The sequence below is a fragment of the Roseinatronobacter sp. NSM genome (genome assembly GCF_052379845.1).
In the GTDB taxonomy this organism is placed as follows: Bacteria; Pseudomonadota; Alphaproteobacteria; order Rhodobacterales; family Rhodobacteraceae; genus Roseinatronobacter.
Window position 1 is genome coordinate 28,392 of sequence record NZ_JBQTCF010000020.1, and the last position, 13,897, is coordinate 42,288.

Annotated in this window: 24 protein-coding genes; 17 read left to right on the forward strand and 7 right to left on the reverse strand. The window is 57.3% G+C overall.

Annotated features, from left to right (window positions below; translation table 11 throughout):
- Positions 1 to 10: 10 nt before the first annotated feature.
- From ACTZWY_RS11890 to ACTZWY_RS11915, 6 genes are all read right to left on the reverse strand, one after another.
- Positions 11 to 208 carry a hypothetical protein gene (locus ACTZWY_RS11890; RefSeq protein ID WP_444790929.1) on the reverse strand — a complete coding sequence of 66 codons (198 nt, stop codon included), beginning with the start codon at positions 206 to 208 and terminating at the stop codon, positions 11 to 13.
- 306 nt (positions 209 to 514) lie between these two features.
- Positions 515 to 886 (reverse strand): hypothetical protein, encoded by a 372-nt coding sequence (locus ACTZWY_RS11895; protein ID WP_444790930.1) that lies wholly within the window; start codon positions 884 to 886, stop codon positions 515 to 517.
- Positions 887 to 897: 11 nt separating this feature from the next.
- A complete protein-coding gene (locus tag ACTZWY_RS11900) occupies positions 898 to 1,410 on the reverse strand; it encodes an HNH endonuclease (protein WP_444790931.1) in 513 nt (170 codons plus the stop codon).
- On the reverse strand, positions 1,407 to 1,610 hold the full coding sequence (locus ACTZWY_RS11905; protein ID WP_444790932.1) for a hypothetical protein: 204 nt from the start codon (positions 1,608 to 1,610) through the stop codon (positions 1,407 to 1,409). Before ACTZWY_RS11905 ends, ACTZWY_RS11900 begins: the two co-directional genes overlap by 4 nt.
- Positions 1,610 to 1,846, reverse strand: a complete 237-nt coding sequence (locus ACTZWY_RS11910) for a hypothetical protein (protein ID WP_444790933.1) — start codon at positions 1,844 to 1,846, stop codon at positions 1,610 to 1,612. The genes ACTZWY_RS11905 and ACTZWY_RS11910 overlap by 1 nt, the downstream gene beginning before the upstream one ends.
- Positions 1,847 to 2,159: 313 nt before the next feature.
- Positions 2,160 to 2,771, reverse strand: coding sequence for an XRE family transcriptional regulator (locus ACTZWY_RS11915; protein ID WP_444790934.1), 612 nt, complete (start codon positions 2,769 to 2,771; stop codon positions 2,160 to 2,162).
- A gap of 17 nt (positions 2,772 to 2,788) precedes the next feature.
- On the opposite strand from ACTZWY_RS11915, the gene ACTZWY_RS11920 reads away from it, so the two are divergent.
- The 11 genes from ACTZWY_RS11920 (at position 2,789) to ACTZWY_RS11970 (ending at position 10,362) form a co-directional block, all read left to right on the forward strand.
- On the forward strand, positions 2,789 to 3,094 hold the full coding sequence (locus tag ACTZWY_RS11920; RefSeq protein WP_444790935.1) for a helix-turn-helix domain-containing protein: 306 nt from the start codon (positions 2,789 to 2,791) through the stop codon (positions 3,092 to 3,094).
- Positions 3,094 to 3,411 carry a hypothetical protein gene (locus ACTZWY_RS11925; RefSeq protein WP_444790936.1) on the forward strand — a complete coding sequence of 106 codons (318 nt, stop codon included), beginning with the start codon at positions 3,094 to 3,096 and terminating at the stop codon, positions 3,409 to 3,411. The genes ACTZWY_RS11920 and ACTZWY_RS11925 overlap by 1 nt, the downstream gene beginning before the upstream one ends.
- A gap of 35 nt (positions 3,412 to 3,446) precedes the next feature.
- Entirely contained in the window at positions 3,447 to 4,457 is a 1,011-nt protein-coding gene (locus ACTZWY_RS11930) for a phosphoadenosine phosphosulfate reductase domain-containing protein (protein WP_444790937.1), read from the forward strand.
- A gap of 112 nt (positions 4,458 to 4,569) precedes the next feature.
- Positions 4,570 to 5,100: an HNH endonuclease gene (locus ACTZWY_RS11935; protein ID WP_444790938.1), complete on the forward strand. Its 531-nt coding sequence runs from the start codon at positions 4,570 to 4,572 to the stop codon at positions 5,098 to 5,100.
- Between the two features lie 411 nt (positions 5,101 to 5,511).
- Positions 5,512 to 7,236, forward strand: a complete 1,725-nt coding sequence (locus ACTZWY_RS11940; protein ID WP_444790939.1) for a DNA cytosine methyltransferase — start codon at positions 5,512 to 5,514, stop codon at positions 7,234 to 7,236.
- Complete coding sequence (locus ACTZWY_RS11945) at positions 7,233 to 7,940, forward strand: hypothetical protein (protein ID WP_444790940.1); 708 nt, start codon at positions 7,233 to 7,235, stop codon at positions 7,938 to 7,940. The genes ACTZWY_RS11940 and ACTZWY_RS11945 overlap by 4 nt, the downstream gene beginning before the upstream one ends.
- Positions 7,937 to 8,461, forward strand: a complete 525-nt coding sequence (locus ACTZWY_RS11950) for a hypothetical protein (RefSeq protein WP_444790941.1) — start codon at positions 7,937 to 7,939, stop codon at positions 8,459 to 8,461. The genes ACTZWY_RS11945 and ACTZWY_RS11950 overlap by 4 nt, the downstream gene beginning before the upstream one ends.
- A complete protein-coding gene (locus tag ACTZWY_RS11955; RefSeq protein ID WP_444790942.1) occupies positions 8,458 to 8,970 on the forward strand; it encodes a hypothetical protein in 513 nt (170 codons plus the stop codon). The genes ACTZWY_RS11950 and ACTZWY_RS11955 overlap by 4 nt, the downstream gene beginning before the upstream one ends.
- Positions 8,970 to 9,884 (forward strand): hypothetical protein, encoded by a 915-nt coding sequence (locus tag ACTZWY_RS11960; RefSeq protein WP_444790943.1) that lies wholly within the window; start codon positions 8,970 to 8,972, stop codon positions 9,882 to 9,884. Before ACTZWY_RS11955 ends, ACTZWY_RS11960 begins: the two co-directional genes overlap by 1 nt.
- Positions 9,878 to 10,105 (forward strand): hypothetical protein, encoded by a 228-nt coding sequence (locus ACTZWY_RS11965; protein ID WP_444790944.1) that lies wholly within the window; start codon positions 9,878 to 9,880, stop codon positions 10,103 to 10,105. The genes ACTZWY_RS11960 and ACTZWY_RS11965 overlap by 7 nt, the downstream gene beginning before the upstream one ends.
- Positions 10,102 to 10,362 (forward strand): hypothetical protein, encoded by a 261-nt coding sequence (locus ACTZWY_RS11970; RefSeq protein WP_444790945.1) that lies wholly within the window; start codon positions 10,102 to 10,104, stop codon positions 10,360 to 10,362. Before ACTZWY_RS11965 ends, ACTZWY_RS11970 begins: the two co-directional genes overlap by 4 nt.
- Positions 10,363 to 10,376: 14 nt before the next feature.
- Here ACTZWY_RS11970 and ACTZWY_RS11975 read toward each other — a convergent pair whose 3' ends face one another.
- The gene (locus tag ACTZWY_RS11975) at positions 10,377 to 10,679 is read right to left on the reverse strand and encodes a hypothetical protein (RefSeq protein WP_444790946.1); all 303 of its coding nucleotides are present in this window, start codon (positions 10,677 to 10,679) and stop codon (positions 10,377 to 10,379) included.
- Here ACTZWY_RS11975 and ACTZWY_RS11980 point away from each other — a divergent pair.
- The 6 genes from ACTZWY_RS11980 (at position 10,678) to ACTZWY_RS12005 (ending at position 13,870) form a co-directional block, all read left to right on the forward strand.
- Positions 10,678 to 10,836 (forward strand): hypothetical protein, encoded by a 159-nt coding sequence (locus ACTZWY_RS11980; protein WP_444790947.1) that lies wholly within the window; start codon positions 10,678 to 10,680, stop codon positions 10,834 to 10,836. The genes ACTZWY_RS11975 and ACTZWY_RS11980 overlap by 2 nt on opposite strands.
- Positions 10,837 to 10,976: 140 nt before the next feature.
- A complete protein-coding gene (locus ACTZWY_RS11985; RefSeq protein ID WP_444790948.1) occupies positions 10,977 to 11,534 on the forward strand; it encodes a terminase small subunit in 558 nt (185 codons plus the stop codon).
- Between the two features lie 2 nt (positions 11,535 to 11,536).
- Positions 11,537 to 11,770 carry a hypothetical protein gene (locus tag ACTZWY_RS11990; RefSeq protein WP_444790949.1) on the forward strand — a complete coding sequence of 78 codons (234 nt, stop codon included), beginning with the start codon at positions 11,537 to 11,539 and terminating at the stop codon, positions 11,768 to 11,770.
- Positions 11,770 to 12,057, forward strand: coding sequence for a hypothetical protein (locus ACTZWY_RS11995; RefSeq protein WP_444790950.1), 288 nt, complete (start codon positions 11,770 to 11,772; stop codon positions 12,055 to 12,057). The genes ACTZWY_RS11990 and ACTZWY_RS11995 overlap by 1 nt, the downstream gene beginning before the upstream one ends.
- A complete protein-coding gene (locus ACTZWY_RS12000; protein ID WP_444790951.1) occupies positions 12,054 to 13,586 on the forward strand; it encodes a hypothetical protein in 1,533 nt (510 codons plus the stop codon). The genes ACTZWY_RS11995 and ACTZWY_RS12000 overlap by 4 nt, the downstream gene beginning before the upstream one ends.
- On the forward strand, positions 13,583 to 13,870 hold the full coding sequence (locus ACTZWY_RS12005; RefSeq protein ID WP_444790952.1) for a hypothetical protein: 288 nt from the start codon (positions 13,583 to 13,585) through the stop codon (positions 13,868 to 13,870). The genes ACTZWY_RS12000 and ACTZWY_RS12005 overlap by 4 nt, the downstream gene beginning before the upstream one ends.
- Positions 13,871 to 13,897: the final 27 nt, after the last annotated feature.

Below are 13,897 nucleotides of genomic sequence, written 5' to 3' on the forward strand. Positions count from 1 at the left end.
CTCCTTGGGTTTACTGTTCAATCAGCGGGTTTTCCTCGACCGCGTCTTTACCGTTGAGCCTGTCAACTTCGGCCTTAGCTTGGGCGCGGTCATGAAACTTGGTGATCCCGCCCTTCGCGCCAACGCGCGCTTTGTTGTTTTGGCGATCCTCAACGGTCCAGAATTTGCGACCGTTCGGCCATGTGCTTTGATGCGCTTTCCAACCCACAGCATCACTCCGTGCAGGAATAGGATTGCGGGCACGCTGTGCGACCTACGCACTGACCCTTGCGGTAACAAAAGGCGGGCGTCTTACCGTGAACTGGGTGATCGTGCTGCCAGATCATCCCCGCGACTGGGTAAGGGTTCGTCTTGACCGTTTCGCCTTTTTCCGGCGAATACTTGTGGTTAGGTTCCAACTCGACTGTCTTGCCCGTGATGTGTTCGGCAATCTTCACAGCATCGTATGCGCTTTGGCCTTCGCAATAGCCTGTGCTGCCATCGGTGAATTTAAGCCAGTAGGTTTGCAATATTCTCACTCCGGTAGGATTGGGATGGATACAAGATCCACCTTGGCCATGCTGGCCTGCATTTCGGGGATCAGGTTGCGGCGGTGAAGCAGCCGATTGTAGTCATCACGACTTATCGGCTCTAAATAAGTCCAAGCTGTTGCGGCATTTCTCGGCATGCCATCAATTTCACATCTGTATTCTTCTGGCTCAGACAATTCCCCTGTTGTTAGGTCAATTTCTCTGTGCAGCCATATTCTTGCCGCAACGAAAGGTCCGCCTTTTACAAGGCGTGTGCGGTAGTAACCGCACTCTGGTAAGCCATCGTGACGCGGGGGGGCTTCGCCTGCGATTGCAGACTTCCACCATGCAAAAGCAACGCTGGGCGGGGTTGGCATTCGCATAGCCATCACTCGAACCTCGCAAATTCGCCGTGTAGCTTAGACGCCGCACAGCAATAAGCGGCATGAGCTTCTTCTGCGTTCTGAAAGTATCCAAGGTGCTTTTTTTTGCCCTCAATGTGTATCGAGGCGGCATATTTTTTGGCGTTCGCGTTCCACTGAACGCCTTTGATGCTAGACTTATTGTCGCGCCTGACGCGCGTATTGCTTATATTTTGACTTCGACTCGCCGGACGCAAATTGTTCCGCCGATTGTTTAGGCCATTCATGTCCTTATGATCGACTTCCTTTCCGGCTTTTGCTGAGCAGATAACTCGATGCATATAGTATATTTCCTGAACTCCCCCCTTTCTGGTTTTCCTATATGCATAGGCCGTTTCGCCACTCTCTTTCGCTGTCCAATTATACCCCTCAACCAAAGGCACATCTGCTGCATCTATGATGGCTTCATACCCTTTGGTGAGAGGCACATAGGCCACATCGCCATCAATGCGGATCGGGCGAATATCCTTGACCATCATGCCACCCCCGCCTGTGCTGGCACCGAACGGCGTGATCTGAACACTGGCGCGGGCCGCTCAAAGCCATCCGCCATATCCATCGTTTCACCGGCCAGTTCGCGCAGGCGCGCGGCACGATGGTCGCCCGATTTACTCGCTGAACGGGATGCAATAAACGCGGCATTTGCCAGCGCGACGATATCATCATCGACCCCAGCCATCACCACGGCGCCCCAGCAAGGGGATCGGCCAGAACTGCGGCGGAACCCAGAGATAGGTTCAACACCAACAGCGCCAGAAGCGATGTCGCAATCGCGATCGCGGCCAGCGCACAAAGCCATAAGCACCACTGCACAACACCGGGCAAGTCGTCCCATGTCATCGGCTGGATGCGGCCTTGGTGGGTTTCAAAATCTTCCGCCAGTCGGGCGGCCCTGTCATCGGGGCGATCAAGCATTGCGTGCCTCCATTATCGAATGAAGGCATTAGTCGCACATAGCGACAAATCATGTCAATAGAAAATGTCGATTATAGCGACAGTCTTACTCCATGGCAGACCAGACCATTAAAATGAATTATAATTGTATAGACTGAACCTCGATAGAAAACAAAAACTTGGCCCCTACGGTTGCTGTCCTGAAGTGGTGCAATAAGGGTGCCGTTCTCTAATGCGTTGATGCATTCGCGCGCGCTGGGACTGAATTTTTCTCCCTCTATCACGGTATGATCGTCAGCACTCGCGACAGCGGACGCAAAGATACCGGCGAAGATCAATCCAGCCGCTCTACCAAGTCTTCTGGAAGTGACATTCGGACGCGGGCCGCCCACTTCACCCTTTGATCCCACGCCGATTCGGATGTCGGGTTTAACGATACCAAATTGAACAGCCCCGGCTCTGATCCTCGTTTTAGCAGCTTCACCCACGCGTTCCCCTCCGAATCCTCAATGATACAGGTGCGCCCTATGTCTTCATCGAGCACCCCTTCATGTGCGTGCCTTGTAAAGAATAGAACGCTTCCTGAAGAAAATGCTGGCATCATGGAATCGCCGACCACTTCGACTGCGGCTATATTGTGAACGGGAAGTTGCGGCGGGCACGCCACATGGAACAACCCCGAACCTTTTTCAAAGCCATCTACCAACGGAATCCGCGCGCCCGCGCCTACACGTCCAGCAACAGCTATCGGGACCGGCTCCCTGTCAATTAAATCTTCAACACGAACAGAAAGTGCCCTCGCCACCTGATCGAGCCTGTTGGCATTGATGGTTTTTGCACCCAACTCCAACTCATTTAGGTATGAGCGAGATATTCCCGCTGTGGTCGCGAGTTGTTCGAGCGTCAGGCCCATCGCCTGCCTGATTTTTCTGATTCTCAACTTCATGGCAAAGCTCTACACAAATGCCAAATTTCCCGCTGTCGAAAATAACGACATTGGGTCTTGATCTTATTATCGCTATTTGCGACATTGCGTTCATGATGACGCTCACAGACTACATACGCAAGCGCGAGTTGCGCCAAGAAGATGCAGCGAATGAGATCGGTATCTCGCGCTCGTATCTTTCCGAAATAATGTCGCGCGCCAAGCAACCGGGGCGCGATACAATCAAAAAGATCGACACCTGGTCGAATGGAGAGGTTCCGCCTGCCGTATGGTTTTTGCCCGTTGAGCAGCAAAATAGGCAGCAACGAAAAGGGGCTGCTTAATGTCATGTCTGCCTCCGCATAAGTTGCAGGCCCACGATGCCACTATTGAAGGTGGCGGGTCATCCGGCGTTGGTGGCGGCGTGTTCGCCGGATTGCCCGCCGACCCGATGGCATACCGGCGGCAGTTCCGCGACAAGTGGGGCGATTTCCTGCATGCGCACTTCCAGTCACACTTGCATGTCGCGCTGTTTTTCTCAGTCGATGAGCGCACCAGTCGAAACTGGTGGAATTACGTCACCGAACCAAAGGGCTGGGCGGTCAACTATGCCCGCGACACGATACCAGGGGCCAAGCAAGCGCTGAGGCTGGCCGCATGAAGCCCCTGTCACACCCTCCCGTGGCAGGGCCAGCCGTGGCCGCTTCCTCCTCCCAGCGGTCACGGCACATCATCAACATAAGTGGCGGCAAAGACAGCGCAGCAGTCGCGCTGATTGCCGCAGATCGCGGACAGGCCTTCGATCTATGGATGGCGGACACCGGCAACGAAAATCAGATAACTTGGGATTACGCGCACTATCTGGCCGATTTTCTAGGCAAGGAACTGAACATTGCGCGCGCTGATTTTTCCGAGCAGATTGCCAAAAAACGCAAATATGTTGCTGAAAAGTGGCCCGAAGATGGTGTCCCAGAAACCATTGTTGCGCGCGCATTGGATATCTTGCAGCCGACCGGAAACCCCTTTCTTGACTTGTGCATCTGGAAGGGGCGCTTCCCCAGTCGCCGCGCACAGTTTTGCACCGAGTTCCTTAAAGCGCGCGCCATGGCTGATGCCGTGGTTGATCCAGCGCTTGAGTGCGGGAGAGTGGTGCAGTGGCTCGGCGTGCGGCGCGATGAGAGCCTAAACCGCCGCACCGCGCCCATGTTTCAGCGCGTGCGCCGGTCGGATAAGCCGCATGACATCCTGTTGTTTCGACCAATCATCCACTGGACCGCCGAAAATGTTTTCGCATGGGCGGCACATAGGGGATTGAGGCCAAATCCGCTATACCTTCAAGGTTTTGGTCGGGTCGGCTGTTTCCCGTGCATCAATGCGAACAAGGCCGAACTGGCGCTAATCGGGCGCATGTATTCTGAAGTCATCGAGAAGCTGGCGCAATGGGAATGGATTGTGAAGCAGGCCTCAAAGAGGGGTGCGGCCACGTTCTTCGCCTCCGATCTGACCCCAGAGGGCGCAACTATGGGGAGAAGGATCAAGAAACTGCCCACAGATGAGCGCCCCGCCGCGATTGCCGCCGCGAATTGGCCGAATGCTCATAGGGTTTTCGATTGGGCAAAGACCACGAGGGGCGGGCGTCAGTATGACCTGCTCTCAAGCGCAGAGGATGAATTTTCGTGCTCATCGCAATATGGGCTGTGCGAATGATGGCCCGCGTCATAACCCCACACCAGACCCCGCGCGCGGCGGGTTATCCGCGCAACTGCCCTGTTGGAAACTGGCGGGCTGTCATGGCCCGCCCCTTTTCGAGGGTAACACCATGAAGACAAGGCCATACCCAAGCATAAATGAATTGCTTGAAAGGTTTGAAATCGCCCCAGATGGCACCACCCTGCTATGGCGAAAACCAAAGACATCGCGGTTCAAAGGCGTGCCTGTCGGGTTGACGATTACACAAAAAGGCTATGCGAGAATCATGTGGGGGCGCAGGCCTCTGTTTTTACATCGCGTCCTTTGGAAAATGAGGGCTGGCGAAGATGCGTCAGGATTCATTGACCATATCAATGGTGACAAGATGGACAATCGCCAATGCAATCTTCGCATCAACGAGGGAAGCGGAAACTGGCGAAACACCAAGCCGCGAGGTGGGGCCAGCAAATTCAAAGGTGTGTATGTCGCGAAGTGCAAATCTAAATGGGGGTCTCGAATAAAGGTCAACAAAAAGACAATCCATCTCGGAACATACGAAAACGAAGTGGACGCGGCAAAGGCTTACGATATCGCCGCAAAGAAATATCATGGCGCGTTTTGCTCGACCAATGAAGCCCTTGGACTTTATTGGTCATGCTGAGCGCGGCACATATGCTCCGCCTCGCATTTTGGAAGGTCTGCGCTCCTACGCAGTTCCGGCCCGCGCTCTACCCCCACATCAAAAGGATTTTGACATGAAGCGTCTTGGCATTTCATCGGCAGTTTTGCCTTTACTCGCATCCGTATTTGGATCGCTCGGGGTGGCCGAGGTCGCGCCGCGCGAGGCATTGCGCCTTACATCGCCCCCATCGCCCCCATCGCCCCCCAGAACGCGGACTAACAGAACCCCAACCCCCGCCAACATTCGCGCCGCTGATCTGGTCAGGCGGCGCAGGAAGGCGCACGCAAACCGCCTTGCAGGGCTGCCCTACGAAAAGGGGCTTTGACGCCTCAATACAGCGCGCAAAGCGCTTTTTCGATCCGGTCCCCGCGAATAAAAAAGGCACACATTATGCAGGACATGTTGTTCAGCTTTCCCGCGCAACCCCGCCGGATTGATCCCCGCCCCATGATAGTCGACAGCTTCGCCGGTGGCGGTGGCGCGTCGACAGGCATAGAACTGGCGCTGCATCGCAGCCCCGATGTAGCGATTAACCACGACCCCGCTGCCCTGTCCATGCATGCAGCGAACCACCCGACCACATTGCACCTGGCGAATTCGGTCTATTCGATCGACCCCGAAGAAGTTTGCCGTGGGCGCAAGGTCGGGCTGGCGTGGTTCAGCCCTGACTGCAAGCACCACAGCAAAGCCAAGGGCGGCAAGCCGGTCGAGAAGAACATCAGGGATCTTGCTTGGGTGGTTGTTCACTGGGCCGAACGTGTCGCGCCCGATGTCATCATGCTCGAAAACGTCGAGGAATTTCAGGACTGGGGGCCGCTGACCGCTGATCACAAGCCCGATCCGGCCCACAAGGGTGACACGTTCCGTGAATGGGTAAAGCGCTTGCGCCGCCTTGGCTATAAGGTCGAATGGCGCATCCTGCGCGCCTGCGACTATGGTGCACCAACCATCCGCAAGCGGCTGTTCATCATCGCCCGCCGCGATGGCCTGCCAATCATCTGGCCAACGCCCACACATGCAGCACCTGATAGCGCCGAAGTGGATGCCGGCACACGGCTGCCATGGCGCACGGCTGCGGAAATCATCGACTGGTCACTACCCTGCCCGTCCATCTTTGACAGCAGCGCGGAAATCATGGCCAAGCACGGCCTGCGCGCTGTCCGACCCTTGAAGGGCGCAACCCTGCGCCGCATCGCGCGCGGCGTCATGCGCTATGTGATCGAGGCGAAACAGCCTTTCATTGTCGGCTGTGGTGGCAGGATGGGGCAAAGCCCCGAACGCCCCACGACAAAGCCCTTACAGACCCTGACAACAAAGGCTGATAGCTGTTTGGTTGTGCCCACGCTGGTCAGCTACTATGGCGACGGTGAAGGCGGCCTACAGCGCGCTCAGACGCTTGACGCGCCAATTACCACGGTGACCACTGCCAACCGGCACGCTCTCATTGCGCCCCACCTGATGACCATGCGCAACGCAGGCAAGCCCTTCACGGCGGCGGATGAGCCGACCCATACCATCACCGCAGGCGGCGCGCATATGATGGCTGTCAGCGCCTTTCTGGCCCAGCACAATGCAGGTCCGCGCATGGGGTCCAATGCAGGACGCTCCGCCACAGCGCCGGTCAGCACTTTGACGACACGCGGGACACAGCAGCAGGTTGTGGCCGCATCCCTTCTAAGCATGCACGGCAAGACGCGGCGTGATGTGGGCATTGATACACCCCACCCGACACTATGCGCTGGCGGCCAGCACAGCGCCCTGATTGCGACATTCTTACAGAAATACTACGGCCAAGGCATCGGGCAGGACGTGTCCGACCCACTGCACACGCTGGCAACACGCGACACCTTTGGTCTGGTCACGGTCGAAATCAACGGCCAGACATATGCCATCACAGATATTGGCATGCGCATGCTGACCCCGCGCGAACAATTCCGCGCACAGGGCTTTGACGACAGCTACATCATCGATCGCGGCCATGACGACCGCGTGATGACCAAGACAGAACAGACCCGCATGTGCGGGAATTCAGTCTGCCCGCCACTGGCGCAGGCCCTTGTCGCCGCGAACTGCGCGCATCTGGCAGTTGAACCGGTGATGGATGCCAGCGCATGACGCAATCAGCCAAGTCCCTGTTCCGCGCAATGAAGCCCAAGGCGAAGAACACCGCCCCCAGCTTCGATATCGACCTGCCCGACCAGCGTAGGCCGGTGGAAGCACGGCGCAAGGATGATTTCTACCGCACCGGCCAGCCCGAAGCGATCCGCGCGCTACTGCATGCTGATGGTGACCGCATCCGCGAACTGGCCCCGGTATGGGAACCCGCCTGCGGTGATGGTGCCATGGTGCGCGAGATCCGCGCATTCGGTATTGCTTGCAGTGCGTCAGACCTGATCGACCGCGGCTGCCCTGATAGCTGGACCGCAGATTACTTCACCTGCTACCGCAGCCGGGGCGGCGCAATCATCACAAACCCGCCCTATGATCAGATCAATGCCCGCGATGGCCATGGTCGATGGCTGCGCCATGCTTTGAACATGCCAGACTGGCGCTATATGGCCCTTCTTCTGTCATGGGACTGGCCCGCCGCGCGTAAGAACGGCCTTGGCGAGTTGCTTGACGAAAACCCGTTCAGTTATTGCTACCTACTCCGGTTTAAGATCGACTTCACCGGCCAAGGTTCCCCGCCTCAGCGCAATGCGTGGTTTATTTTCGACCGAGATGACCCGCGTTCATGGAGTGGCGCGCGGGGGCTACCAGAGCCGGGATTCCGGCTCCTGAATCGCAATGATTACAGGCAAGGGGTGCTGGCGATATGATCAAAGTTTCATTACCCTGCGGCAGATCATTCATCATCGACGAAAATGACCTTTCGGTTCTTAAAGGCTTTCGCCCGCACTCCGAGGCGCGGGGTCGCACCCGCTATATTCGCCTGCGACGAAGGGGGCAAAGCAAAGGTGGTATATACCTGCACAACCTGATCATCGGTGGCAGGGCGGATCACATAGATGGTGATGGCCTAAACAACAGCCGGTTAAATCTTCGTCCATGCACTCAAGCGCAAAATGGTCTCAATCGTTCAGCGAAGTTGGGTAAGCGGTTTAAGGGCGTCTATAGATCGCGGTCGGGAAAGTTTTACGCCCAAATCTACATAAACCGCAAAGCACACACCGTCCACGGATTTGCAACCGAGGAACTCGCCGCCCGTGAGTATGACCGGCTTGCGGCGTCATTGCATGGCGAATGGGCGAGGTTGAACTTTCCCAATGATACGCCCGCAACCCCTGATTTTCGCTGGCTGGATCGAAACGACTGGCGGCAGCCGGAGTTTGCATTATGAGCAGCAAATTGAGCATCATTCGGGTGGTTTTGCCATGGCCTGCCAAAGAGGTCTGGCCGAACTTCATCCGATCCAACCACTGGAGCAAGTGGCAGGACAAGGCGAAGGTCCAGAAGGAGTATGCCCACTATGCCGCCAAGGAAGTCATTGGCAGGCAGGAAGTCCCAAGGGACCGTGAGGGTAAGTGGAAGGTGCATCTGCATATCTTCCCCCCAAATCTGCGCAGGTTCGATGAGGATGGCGTAGTAGGTGCGCAGAAAAGCGCGCTGGATGGCATAGCGCTAGCACTGGGCGTCGATGACAGCCTGTTCGCGATATCCCACACGATTCACGCCCCACACCGCCCCATGGGCGGCGTCATCGTTTCTGTGACCGCGCCCAACGCCTCATACGATGAAATACAGGAGGATCTGGCCCGAATGATGGCACAAGAGGCCCGCGCCCCGCGCAAGCCCAATGCACCGCCCCTGCCCCGTGATCTTGTCTACAAGCGCAAGAGGGCATTGTAATGGCCACTCAAAAACAACCTTGGGTCAAGTTCTACACAACCGATTGGCGGTCTGATCCCCGCCTTAAGATGTGCAGCATGGCGGCACGCGGTCTTTGGATCGACATAATTTGCCTTATGCACGAAGCCAAACCTTACGGTCATCTTCTTGTCAGCGGCCATCGCCCGACTGATACGCAGCTCGCCGTGTTGGTAGGAGCGCCTCCCGACGAGATCACAGCATTGCTTGGTGAACTCGAATCGGCTGGCGTTTTCTCCCGCACGAGAGAGGGCGTGATCTACTCGCGCAAATTGTCACGCATGGCGAAGAAGGCGGGAAATGCTCGCAATAATGGCCGTAAGGGGGGCAACCCAAGCCTTTTAAAAGAAAGGGAAAATTTGCCGTTGGATAACCCAAAGGTTAAGGGTGGCGTTAAGCCCCAGAGTCCAGACGCTAGAGGCTATATAGGAGAAGAAATAGATAAATCTATTCCTCCTCCTAAAGCGCGCAAGCGCGCAAAGGCGGGGGTTGGATTTCTTGAAGAATTGGCTTGGGCCGCTGGATACCCAACCGCTGATGATCCGCCCGATAGGTGGCTGGACGATGACGCACAAGCACTGGTCGGGTCTTGGCGAGAAATGGGGCTGTCTGAAGCCCAGATCATCGCGGCTGTCCGCAAGAGCCGAGAGCATCATCGTGATCCACCCCACAGCCCCAAGGCGCTGTCCAGCTTCATTGAAACCGCAGCGGGCAAGGCAAAGCGCGAAGTCAGGCCAGCGGCAGACCCTGCCAAGGTCGCTGAATTCTGGGAGGCACAGATCACGGCGGGCAAGAACGTAGTCCAGTCAGCGATAAGCCCAAGCATCGCCCGCATCATTGTCGATCGCGGCAAGGTCAGCGCTGATAAGCTCAGAGAAATGGGGATCGCATGCTGACCGCCACTGTCACAGCCGATGGCCAGCATATCCACCTGCGCGGCCGGAAATGGGCGGAGACGTTCCACGCCAGCCAGTTGCCTTGCAAGATCGCGTTCTACGAGAGCCTGCGCGACCGAAGGGCCGGGGAGTTCGCTGAAACCTACGCACCCACCGTCAAGGCGCTGCTGCGCGCCCAGAAAACCTACCAAATCCTCAACAAGCCAAAGGAAACGACATGACGATTAAGAAATCATGCCCATGCGGGGCGTTTTCTACCTGCAAGTCCCAAAATCAACACAATTCTCCCAAGAGCAAGAACAACACGTCAGGCCTTAAGGGCGCATATTTTCGAAAAGACACGGGCAAGTGGTTTTCTGCCATAATGGTAAATAGAAAATCATACAGGCTTGGCCAGTATGAAACGGCTGAAGAAGCCCATGATGCATATCGGAAAGCCGCGATAAGGCTTCATGGTGAATTTGCGAGGGCAAACTGATGTCTCGCATGAGATTAATCGCGAAAGTGCGCCGCAATCAATGCTACATCGACTGCGCGCGATTGCTTGACGATCTTGGCCTTCCATATGAGCTGCACCGGCCAACGGGAAAAGGGCATCCCTTCCTGCTGGTCGAGAACCCCAACAACCCCAGCGAGCCGATCAAGCACCATGTCGCCTGCACCCCACGAAAATACAAATCGCGATCTGTCAGCTTGATGATGCTCCGTCGAAAGCTGACAGAGGGAGGAATTAAGCTGGATTAAAACCACCCGATCTGCACAATACCCGAGCGACCAAAGGAGAACCCACACCATGATCTATTTGCTACCCCTCTCAATATTCGCTGTCATCATCGCCTGTATGTGGATCGCGGAGCGAAACAACTGGGGATTCACAAAGCGCCTTGGCTTCACCGCGCTTATCGCCCTGCCCTATACAGTCATTGTTTTCATGGCCATGGCGACGATGTAGATGCAGCACAACCACAACATGTAGAGCCTCGCACGCAATGCGGGGCTTTTTTTTTATAGATCAGCCCATTTAATCTAGATGTTGTGATGCGGCACCAAATGCTGCACAATATCCGCCAAACGCACGCAGGACGTGGTGCTATGGCCGGACTGACAGACAAACAAGAGAAATTCGTTGACGAATACCTGATCGACCTGAACGCAACTCAGGCCGCAAAGCGTGCTGGATACAGCGAAAAGACCGCTCATCGTATCGGTGCAGAAAACATGCAGAAACCTGCAATTGTTGCCCGTATCAAAGAACGCCAACTCGACGCCCAGAAGCGAACAGAGGTCACACTTGACCGGATCATCGAGGAGATGGCGAAAGTCGCCTTCTCGGATCTTCGCAAAGTCCTAAGCCCTGATGGTCATCTTCTGAACCCCCAGAACTGGGATGATGATACCGCCGGCGCAATCGCATCGCTGGAAGTCGTGGCACAGCCCGCAGGCGTCGATGAGAATGGCGACAAGGTCATTGAGCATGTCCACAAGATCAAAACCTGGGACAAGATGTCAGCCCTGGAGAAACTGGGCAAGCATCTGGGACTCGGTGACAGGGCCGCACAGCAACGAACCGATACGCTTGCTGAAGCTATCAAGGAAATCAATGCGCGCGGCAGCGCTGCGCCAATCGCAACAGACATGGATGAGGAATAGCTGTGGACGTGAACCTTACAACAAGCTGGCAGGCAGTCGCAGAGGGCGAAGGGCCGGTCACATTTGAAGCGCTAAACCGCAACGTGCGCTGGTGGGTGGCGACATCGGCCCCGACAACCACCGGGCTGTCAGCAGAGCCAGACAAACCGACATCGCTGCAACTCGAATCGGGCGAAGTTTTATATTTGCGCGGGTCTGGAACAGCTGTGGTCCTCACCGCGAATCCAGTTACCTGATGCGATTGCTTGCCGGTCATAACCTGCGCGCACGCGGCATGATACTGCCCGGCCATGGGCTGACGGGCCGCACCCTGCCCGCCGCGCTGCGCAGCATCACGCGCCTGTTTCCGGGCTATCTGGATGGGTCGCGGTTTGTTTGCGCCGTGCCCGCCAGCGCGCATTGGCACAGCGCAGTCGGGGGCATCAACGGAGCCGTGTTTGACTGCGCATACCCAACCCCCGGCACAACGCCAGATGACGGCCCATATGCGCCGTTTGATTGTTCATGGAGTGACGAAGAATGAGTTTTATCACAACCCCGATTAACCCCGATCCCGCAAATCAGGGCGGCGACAGCGGCGAAGTCAAAGCGCTGAAAACGTTGGCCATCCATGACTTCTACTTCGGGGCCGCAGCGCGTGCCGATGATCCCGATCTGGGCGCAACGCGCGAACGGATAAACCCGTTGCTGACCGCAATCGGGCAGTCCGAAATCGCGTGCGGCGAATATTTCGTGACCGCCGGTCCCAAACTCAACCTGCTCAACAACATCAACGCGGCTCTTGGCGCAGCAGTCGGCGCGAACAACGCATTCGTGATCGACCCCGAAACGGTATTTTCCGACACCGCAGGCACCACGCCCGCTACGTTTGGCGGCGGTATCGCAGCCATCCGAGACACAGGCGGGGCACTGTTTGCGGTGCAAGATACACCATCAGCCCGTCCGGCCTATGGCCGGCACCCCGCATCGGGGCTGCGCAACCGCCTGCCGAACAACCGTATGGATGGCGCGGCAGTGGGCGTATTGGGTGCCGGGGGGGCGCTGCCGACAGGCTGGAGCCTTGTGAATATCGCCACTGGCGAGGTTGAGATCGTATCGCTGGCCCCAAAGAGCGGCAGACCGAATATCCGCATCCGGCTGAACGGCACACCCACGGGAAACATCCAGATCAACTTCACGCCCCCCGCGTCGGTTTCCAGCGCGACGGGCCAAACATGGACGGGGTCAGCATGGGTGCAGCAGGTTGGCGGCAGCAGTGCAAACATTTCTGGTGTGGCGCTGATCAACACACATTTCAGCACAAGCGGGTTTCTGGGCGCAACCAATGGCGGCAGTTTTCTCAGCACGATAGAAAGTGATCTGCGGCGCGTTGCGTCCGGTGGTATCGCACCAGAAAGCGTGACGAACACAGGCGGTGTGCTGCAACTGATCCATGCGAGCGGCCCCATCGACATCACCCTGGACATATCGGCACCGCAACTGGAACAGGCCAGCGCCCCCAGCGCAGTGCAGGTCACGGGCGCAAACGGGTTTGACGTGACCGAGGAGGGACAGCGCAGCGTCTATTACATGCGCAAGGACGGCGTTGATGACCGGCTCACGCTATCAGCAGCGTTCAGCGGGCAGACATCCTACACACTCGCGGCCGCGCATGATGTGGCGTTTCTGCCCGCCGCCCCGAATGAGGGGATCATTTTCGGCGGCACAGGGCGCTTTACCAAAACCGTGTCCAGCGGGCTGCGCTGGCGCAACGAAAGCACCGATAATCAGGTGGATTTTTCAACGCAATCCGTGGCGGGGCGTCAGGTGGACATGGTGCGCGTGGCCGGGGCCGCAGCGCCAGAAGCGTGGCGCAACGGGCAGGCCGCGACGATCAACACAACGGCGGGCAGCTTTTCGCCGCTTGTCGGCCTGGCGCATATCGGCAGCGCGGGCACCACATATTCCGCTGGCCGCATCTACGGCGGGGCGCTGATCCCTGCTGCAATCACACCAACACAGCGCCGCATTGTTGAGAGGGCGCTGGCATATGCATCGGGGGTGACGCTATGAACCACACGCCAACAGTGACGGTTGCTGAACTGATTGAGGGCCGCAGCGCCACACATCTGACCGGGGACCGCCCGATCTGGCAGGACGCAGGCGGGCGGGCGTTTGCGATTGCGTCCGGTCCCTGCGGGCCTTGGGTGCCTGAAGCCTGCAACGGTGAACCAGACCCCGAAGCGCCGATCATGCAAGCCGATGACGCCACGCCGGAAGCGCCGCTTGTGTGGTGCGCTGGTATGGACGGTCTGGCCGCGTTGGGTGCCATGGGGCTGGTGGTGGTGGAAGAATAAGCCGTGACAGCAACCGCAACCGCACCG

Bases quoted from the DNA above. Each gene is read 5' to 3' on its own strand.
- ACTZWY_RS11940 (WP_444790939.1), top strand. From the start codon at position 5,512: ATGCAGGACATGTTGTTCAGCTTTCCCGCGCAACCCCGCCGGATTGAT.
- ACTZWY_RS11980 (WP_444790947.1), top strand. From the start codon at position 10,678: ATGATCTATTTGCTACCCCTCTCAATATTCGCTGTCATCATCGCCTGT.
- ACTZWY_RS11945 (WP_444790940.1), top strand. From the start codon at position 7,233: ATGACGCAATCAGCCAAGTCCCTGTTCCGCGCAATGAAGCCCAAGGCG.
- ACTZWY_RS11935 (WP_444790938.1), top strand. From the start codon at position 4,570: ATGAAGACAAGGCCATACCCAAGCATAAATGAATTGCTTGAAAGGTTT.
- ACTZWY_RS11910 (WP_444790933.1), bottom strand. From the start codon at position 1,846: ATGCTTGATCGCCCCGATGACAGGGCCGCCCGACTGGCGGAAGATTTT.
- ACTZWY_RS11975 (WP_444790946.1), bottom strand. From the start codon at position 10,679: ATGGTGTGGGTTCTCCTTTGGTCGCTCGGGTATTGTGCAGATCGGGTG.
- ACTZWY_RS11950 (WP_444790941.1), top strand. From the start codon at position 7,937: ATGATCAAAGTTTCATTACCCTGCGGCAGATCATTCATCATCGACGAA.
- ACTZWY_RS11970 (WP_444790945.1), top strand. From the start codon at position 10,102: ATGACGATTAAGAAATCATGCCCATGCGGGGCGTTTTCTACCTGCAAG.
- ACTZWY_RS11920 (WP_444790935.1), top strand. From the start codon at position 2,789: ATGCCAAATTTCCCGCTGTCGAAAATAACGACATTGGGTCTTGATCTT.
- ACTZWY_RS11925 (WP_444790936.1), top strand. From the start codon at position 3,094: ATGTCATGTCTGCCTCCGCATAAGTTGCAGGCCCACGATGCCACTATT.
- ACTZWY_RS11955 (WP_444790942.1), top strand. From the start codon at position 8,458: ATGAGCAGCAAATTGAGCATCATTCGGGTGGTTTTGCCATGGCCTGCC.
- ACTZWY_RS11960 (WP_444790943.1), top strand. From the start codon at position 8,970: ATGGCCACTCAAAAACAACCTTGGGTCAAGTTCTACACAACCGATTGG.
- ACTZWY_RS11965 (WP_444790944.1), top strand. From the start codon at position 9,878: ATGCTGACCGCCACTGTCACAGCCGATGGCCAGCATATCCACCTGCGC.
- ACTZWY_RS11895 (WP_444790930.1), bottom strand. From the start codon at position 886: ATGCCAACCCCGCCCAGCGTTGCTTTTGCATGGTGGAAGTCTGCAATC.
- ACTZWY_RS11985 (WP_444790948.1), top strand. From the start codon at position 10,977: ATGGCCGGACTGACAGACAAACAAGAGAAATTCGTTGACGAATACCTG.
- ACTZWY_RS12005 (WP_444790952.1), top strand. From the start codon at position 13,583: ATGAACCACACGCCAACAGTGACGGTTGCTGAACTGATTGAGGGCCGC.
- ACTZWY_RS11915 (WP_444790934.1), bottom strand. From the start codon at position 2,771: ATGAAGTTGAGAATCAGAAAAATCAGGCAGGCGATGGGCCTGACGCTC.
- ACTZWY_RS11995 (WP_444790950.1), top strand. From the start codon at position 11,770: ATGCGATTGCTTGCCGGTCATAACCTGCGCGCACGCGGCATGATACTG.
- ACTZWY_RS11900 (WP_444790931.1), bottom strand. From the start codon at position 1,410: ATGATGGTCAAGGATATTCGCCCGATCCGCATTGATGGCGATGTGGCC.
- ACTZWY_RS11905 (WP_444790932.1), bottom strand. From the start codon at position 1,610: ATGGCTGGGGTCGATGATGATATCGTCGCGCTGGCAAATGCCGCGTTT.
- ACTZWY_RS12000 (WP_444790951.1), top strand. From the start codon at position 12,054: ATGAGTTTTATCACAACCCCGATTAACCCCGATCCCGCAAATCAGGGC.